The organism is Inquilinus sp. (assembly GCF_057815775.1).
The window spans coordinates 1-5,935 of sequence record NZ_JBYRFX010000578.1; the positions used below are offsets into that span (position 1 = coordinate 1).

6 protein-coding genes are annotated in these 5,935 nt (G+C 69.7%); 5 read left to right on the forward strand and 1 reads right to left on the reverse strand.

All coding sequences use genetic code 11. The features are described from left to right. Window positions 1-74: 74 nt before the first annotated feature. The 4 genes from AC3XYG_RS20170 to AC3XYG_RS20185 all read left to right on the forward strand — a co-directional run bounded on the left by AC3XYG_RS20170 (window position 75) and on the right by AC3XYG_RS20185 (window position 3,429). Entirely contained in the window at window positions 75-1,001 is a 927-nt protein-coding gene (locus AC3XYG_RS20170; protein WP_489141655.1) for an ABC transporter permease, read from the forward strand. 81 nt (window positions 1,002-1,082) lie between these two features. Beyond that, on the forward strand, window positions 1,083-2,162 hold the full coding sequence (locus AC3XYG_RS20175; protein WP_489141656.1) for a BMP family ABC transporter substrate-binding protein: 1,080 nt from the start codon (window positions 1,083-1,085) through the stop codon (window positions 2,160-2,162). Window positions 2,163-2,288: 126 nt separating this feature from the next. Next, entirely contained in the window at window positions 2,289-2,771 is a 483-nt protein-coding gene (locus AC3XYG_RS20180; RefSeq protein ID WP_489141657.1) for an aminotransferase class V-fold PLP-dependent enzyme, read from the forward strand. Between the two features lie 34 nt (window positions 2,772-2,805). Then, on the forward strand, window positions 2,806-3,429 hold the full coding sequence (locus tag AC3XYG_RS20185; protein WP_489141658.1) for a cysteine desulfurase family protein: 624 nt from the start codon (window positions 2,806-2,808) through the stop codon (window positions 3,427-3,429). On the opposite strand, the gene AC3XYG_RS20190 is transcribed toward AC3XYG_RS20185, so the two are convergent. Then, a complete protein-coding gene (locus tag AC3XYG_RS20190; RefSeq protein WP_489141659.1) occupies window positions 3,407-4,318 on the reverse strand; it encodes a LysR family transcriptional regulator in 912 nt (303 codons plus the stop codon). The genes AC3XYG_RS20185 and AC3XYG_RS20190 overlap by 23 nt on opposite strands. A 269-nt stretch (window positions 4,319-4,587) precedes the next feature. Here AC3XYG_RS20190 and AC3XYG_RS20195 point away from each other — a divergent pair, with 269 nt between their 5' ends. After that, window positions 4,588-5,841, forward strand: a complete 1,254-nt coding sequence (locus tag AC3XYG_RS20195) for a urate hydroxylase PuuD (RefSeq protein ID WP_489141660.1) — start codon at window positions 4,588-4,590, stop codon at window positions 5,839-5,841. The last annotated feature ends 94 nt before the right edge of the window (window positions 5,842-5,935 follow it).

Below are 5,935 nucleotides of genomic sequence, written 5' to 3' on the forward strand. Positions count from 1 at the left end.
TTCCTGCTCGCCTGCGACGTGCTGATCCATTACCGGGTGCGCATCGGCCCACGCCGCGCCGCGAGGGCCGCCTAATGCCGGATTGGGTGATCGCCGTCCTGATCAGCGCCGTCCCGTCGGCGACGCCGCTGCTGCTCGCAGCGCTCGGGGAGCTGGTGACCGAGCGGTCGGGCGTCCTGAACCTCGGCGTCGAAGGCATGATGATCGTCGGCGCCATCGCCGGCTTCGCCGCGGCCGTGACCACGGGCAGTCCCGCCCTGGGCTTCGCCGCCGGCGCCGTGGCCGGCGCGCTCATGGCCGCGATCTTCGCCGTCCTGACCTTGACCATGCTCGCGAACCAGGTCGCGACCGGCCTGGCCCTGACCATCTTCGGCGTCGGCCTGAGCGCCCTGGTGGGCGCCGGCTTCGTCGGCCACCCGATCGCGGCGCTGCCCAAGCTGTCGCTGCCGGTGCTGACCGGCCTGCCGGTGATCGGGCCGCTGCTGTTCGGCCAGGACGCGCTGGTCTACCTGTCGATCGCCATGACCTTCGGCGTCGCCTGGTTCCTGAAGCGGACCCGCGCCGGGCTGATCCTGCGAGCGGTCGGGGAATCCGCCGAATCCGCGCATTCGATCGGCCACCCCGTCATGCTGGTGCGGTACCTGGCCTGCCTGTTCGGCGGCGCCATGGCCGGGCTGGCCGGCGCCTTCCTGTCGCTATCCTACACCCCGTTGTGGATCGAGGGCATGACCGCGGGCCGCGGCTGGATCGCGCTGGCGCTGGTGGTGTTCGGGTCCTGGCGGCCATGGCGGGTGCTGCTGGGCGCCTACCTGTTCGGCGGGGTCACCATCCTGCAGCTGCACGCCCAGGGCATCGGCGGCTTCGAGATCCCGGCGCAGGTCTTCACCATGCAGCCCTACCTCGCCACCATCGCCGTGCTGGTGGTCATTGCCGCCGGCCCGTGGCGCGGCCGGCTGCAAGCGCCGGCAGCGTTGGGCAAGCCGTTCCGACCGTCGATCTAGAGCCAGAATGGGAGCGCGATCACAATCGCGCTGGGGAACACGGGACGCTATGATCCCAGGAATCACAAAATGGAGGTCTTCATGTCGATTCGCTTTTCCCGGCGGACCGTGCTGGCAGGCTCCGCGGCCACACTGGCCACGACGATCCTGCCGGGCCGGCTGTGGGCGGCCGAGCCGCTGAAGGTCGGCTTCATCTATATCGGCCCGATCGGGGATTATGGCTGGACCCATGGCCATGACATGGCCCGCCGCGAGATCGAGGCGCATTTCGGCGACAAGGTGAAGACCAGCTACGTCGAAAGCGTGCCGGAGGGCCCGGATGCCGAGCGCGTGCTGCGCCAGCTGGCCCAGGCCGGCAACGAGCTGATCTTCACCACCTCCTTCGGCTACATGAACCCGACGATCCGGGCGGCCAAGACGCTGCCGAAGGTGAAGTTCGAACACGCCACCGGCTATCAGACCGCGCCGAATGTCAGCACCTACAACGCCCGCTTCTACGAGGGCCGGACCGTGTGCGGCACCATCGCCGGCCATATGTCCAAGGCGGGGATGACCGGCTATATCGGCTCGGTCCCGATCCCCGAGGTGGTGATGGGCATCAACGCCTACACCCTGGCGGCGCAGAAGATCCGCCCGGACATGAAGGTGAAGGTGATCTGGGTCAACAGCTGGTACGACCCGGGCAAGGAAAGCGATGGCGCCAAGGCGCTGATCGATGGCGGCGCCGACATCCTGTGCCAGCACACCGACAGCCCGGCCGCGATCCAGGTGGCGGAGGCCCGCGGCATCCATGCCTTCGGCCAGGCCTCGGACATGCGCAACTTCGCCCCCAAGGCGCAGCTGACCTCGATCGTCGACAACTGGGGCCCGTACTATGTCGAGCGGGTGCAGGCCGTGATGGACGGCACCTGGAAGACCTCGAGCGTCTGGTACGGCTTCAAGGAGGGCATGGTCACCCTGGCGCCGTACAGCGACGCGATGCCGGCGGACGTCGTGGCGGCGGCGGAGAAGACCAAGGCCGACATCATCGCCGGCACACTCAACCCCTTCGCCGGCCCGATCAAGAACCAGAAGGGCGAGCTGGTGGTGCCGGAGGGCAAGTCCCTCGGCGACGACGAGATCGCCAAGATGGATTGGTATGTCCAGGGTGTCGAAGCCTAGGTCGCAATCCGTAGGTTGGGTTCGCGACCAGCGAACCCAACACGGTCTTTGGCCGGTATGGGGGCAGGATGTTGGGTTCGCGCGGGCGAACCCAACCTACGCGTCACCGTCCGTCGGCCCACCGCGATGACCGACGACCGCGTGCTCTACCTCGACCACCTCGCCTCCACGCCGCTGGAGGCCGAGGTGCTGGCGGCAATGCTGCCGTGGCTCGACCCCGCCGCGGTCGGCAATCCGCATGCGGCGCGGCACCGGCCGGGCTGGCGCGCGGCGGAGGCGATCGATGCGGCACGGGCCGAGGTGGCGGCGCTGGTCGGCGCCCGGCCCGGCGAGATCCTGTTCACCGCCGGCGCCACCGAGGCCAACAACCTGGCGCTGCTGGGCGGCGTGCCCGCGGGCTGGCCGGTGATCGCCTCGGCGATCGAGCACCCGAGCGTGCTGGCCTGCCTGCCGGAGTTGGGGGCGCGCGGGCATCGCACCGAAATCCTGCCGGTCGGGCCGGACGGCACCGCCGACCTCGACGCCCTGGAGCGCCTGCTGGCCGGCCGCCCGGCGCTGGTTTCGCTGATAGCGGCGAACAACGAGATCGGCACGCTCCAGCCCGCTTGAAGCGGCCGCCCAGCTCTGCCGCGACGCCGGTGCCGTGCTGCACAGCGACGCCGTGCAGGCGCTGTCGACCGGCGCCATCGATGTCCGCGCCCTCGACCTCGCCTTCCTCAGCCTGTCCGGGCACAAGCTGTACGGCCCGATGGGCATCGGCGCCCTGTTCGTGCGCGAGGGCACGACGCTGCGGCCCCGGCTGCTCGGCGGTGGCCAGCAGGAGGACCGGCGCGCCGGCACGCTGCCGACGGCGCTGTGCGTCGGGCTCGGCACCGCCTGCCGCATCGCCCGGCAGCGCCGCGCCGCGGATGCGGACCGGCTGCAAGCCCTGCGCGAGCAACTGTTCGCCGCCTTGCAGCGGGACCTGCCGGGGCTGCGCCGCAATGGCTCGGTGGCGCAGGGCCTGCCCGGCTGCCTCAACGTTACCCTGCCCGGGCTGGATGCCGCCGACCTGCTGCTCGACCTGCCGGACCTGGCGCTGTCCACCGGCTCGGCCTGCTCCACCGGCAATCCGGAACCGTCGCATGTGCTGCGCGCCATCGGCCTGTCGCCGGAGGAGGCGCATGGCAGCCTGCGCCTGGGTCTCGGCCGCGGCACCACGGCGGACGACGTCGAGCGCGCCGCTTCCCGGCTGGTCGAGACGATCAGAGCGCGAGATCGGCGCTGAGCAGCGACCTTGTGTGGTCCACCAGGTAGTCCGAGAACACCCGCACCTTGGCCGGCAGGAAGCTGCGATGCGGGTACAGCACCGCCAGCATCACCGTCTCCGGCGGATGGTCGGGCAGCACCACCTGCAACGCGCCGGTGCGCAGATGGGACGCCACCTCCCACACTGGCTTCAGCACGATGCCGCGGCCGTCGACCGCCCATTGCGTCAGCACGTCGCCGTCATCGGCGTCGAAGCTGCCGCGCACCGGGACCTTCGACGGCCCGTCCTTGCCCTCCAGCGTCCACTGGTACTGCCGCGACCCGGGAAAGCGCAGCAGCAGGCAGTTGTGGCCGATCAGATCCTCCGGCACCGCCGGCGTACCCCGGGCGTCGAGATAGCCGGGCGAGGCGCACAGCACCCGGCGGCAATCGGCGATCTTGCGCAGCACGAAGCTGGAATCCTTCATCTCCGCCATCCGGATGGCGACATCGACCGCCTCGCCGAGCAGGTCGAGCAGATGGTCGGACAGGCGCAGCCGGAGGTCGACCCGCGGGTAGAGTTCGTGGAACTGCGGCACCAGCGGCGCCAGGATGCGACGGCCGAAGCCGAGCGGCGCCGTCACCCGCAGGCTGCCGGAGGGCACGCCGCTGGTGGTGGCCACGCTGGTCTCCGCCCGCTCCACCGTGTCAAGCACCACCAGGCAATGGCGATAGAAGGTCTGGCCATGCTCGGTGGTCTGCACCTGCCGTGTCGTGCGGTTGAGCAGGCGGACGCCGAGATGCTGCTCCAGCTGCTGGATGCGGTGGCTGACCACGGCCGGCGACATGCGCACCTGGCGCCCGGCGGCCGACAGGCTGCCGAGTTCGACCACGCGCACGAACACCCGCATGTTCTCCAGCAGCGCCAATCCGATCCGTCTCCCTGTCCTGCACCATGCCCGCGGCGGCGAGCCCGACCATCTTTCCTCGGATTCCGTTGGAAAGTGATCCCCTCATTCTCGGGGAATGGCGCCAAGCCTCAGTCTGGGCCGGTCCATCCGCCGGCATTATAGCGTTTCTTTTGAAAGTGCTGTGCTGCGCCATCGCTTCCCCTGCCGTGCCGGTGTTCACTAGGCTGGCCGGAACAGAGAACGCCCGGGCCGGGCGGCACCCAGGGATCGAGACGGAGTCGGGTTTGATGGAACTGATCATCTGGGAGTGGATCAACTTCGCGGCGCGCTGGGTGCATGTCATCACCGCCATCGCCTGGATCGGGTCGTCCTTCTACTTCGTCGCCCTCGACCTCAGCCTGAAGAAGCGCGAGGACCTGCCGCCGGGCGCCAGCGGCGAGGCCTGGCAGATCCACGGCGGCGGCTTCTACAACATGGTCAAATACATGGTGGCGCCGGACCGGCTGCCGAAGGAGCTGACCTGGTTCAAGTGGGAGGCCTATTCCACCTGGATCAGCGGCTTCTTCCTGCTGTGCGTCCTGTACTACCGCGGCGCCGATTTGTTCCTGGTCGACCCGCAGGTGATGGGGCTGTCGGCGAAGGAGGCGATCGCGATCAGCGTCGCCACCCTGGCCGGCGGCTGGCTGGCCTACGACCTGTTGTGCAAATCGCCGCTGGGCCAGAGCGACGTGAAGCTGGCGGCCGCCGGCTTCGTCGTGCTGGTCGCGGCGTCCTGGGGCTTTTCCCAGGTGTTCAGTGGCCGCGGCGCCATGCTGCAGATGGGCGCGCTGATCGGCACCATGATGGTGGCCAACGTCTTCGTCCTGATCATCCCGAACCAGCGCAAGGTCGTCGACGCCCTGCTGGCCGGGCGGACGCCCGACCCCAATCTCGGCCGGCAGGCCAAGCAGCGGTCGCTGCACAACAACTACCTGACCCTGCCGGTCCTGTTCCTGATGCTCAGCAACCACTACCCGCTGGCCTTCGGCGCGCATTACGCCTGGGTGATGGTGGCGCTGGTGCTGGTGATGGGCGGCATGATCCGCCACTTCTTCAATTCCCGCCACGCCGGCAAGCCGACACCGTGGTGGACCTGGGCCCTGGCCGCCGCCTGCATGGCCGCGATCGTCTGGCTGTCGACCGTGCCGCCGCCGCGCGAGCATGAGGTGTCGACCGCGACCAAGCCCTGGATCGGGCTGGAAGCGCCCGCCCCGGTCCAGGCCGCGGAGGCCGGGCCCGTCTCCTTCGCCAAGGTCACCGACGTCGTCATCTCCCGCTGCAGCATGTGCCACTCCACCATGCCGGGCTGGGAGGGCATCCACGAGGCGCCGCGCGGTGTGCTGCTGGATTCGCCGGAGGAGATCCGGCGCCACGCCAGCCTGATCCGGCTGCAGGCGGTGCTGACCCACAGCATGCCGCCGGCCACTGTCAGCGAAATCACGCCGGCGGAGCGCGACCTGCTCGGGCGCTGGACAGCCGACCCCGACACGGCAGTGCAGTAAGAGGGCTTCCGAGATGACCCCACCCGCCCTCGCCGTCCTGCGCGGCCGAACCCTCAGTTTCGTTGCCGCCCCACAAGGCGCCGGCGATGCCGCC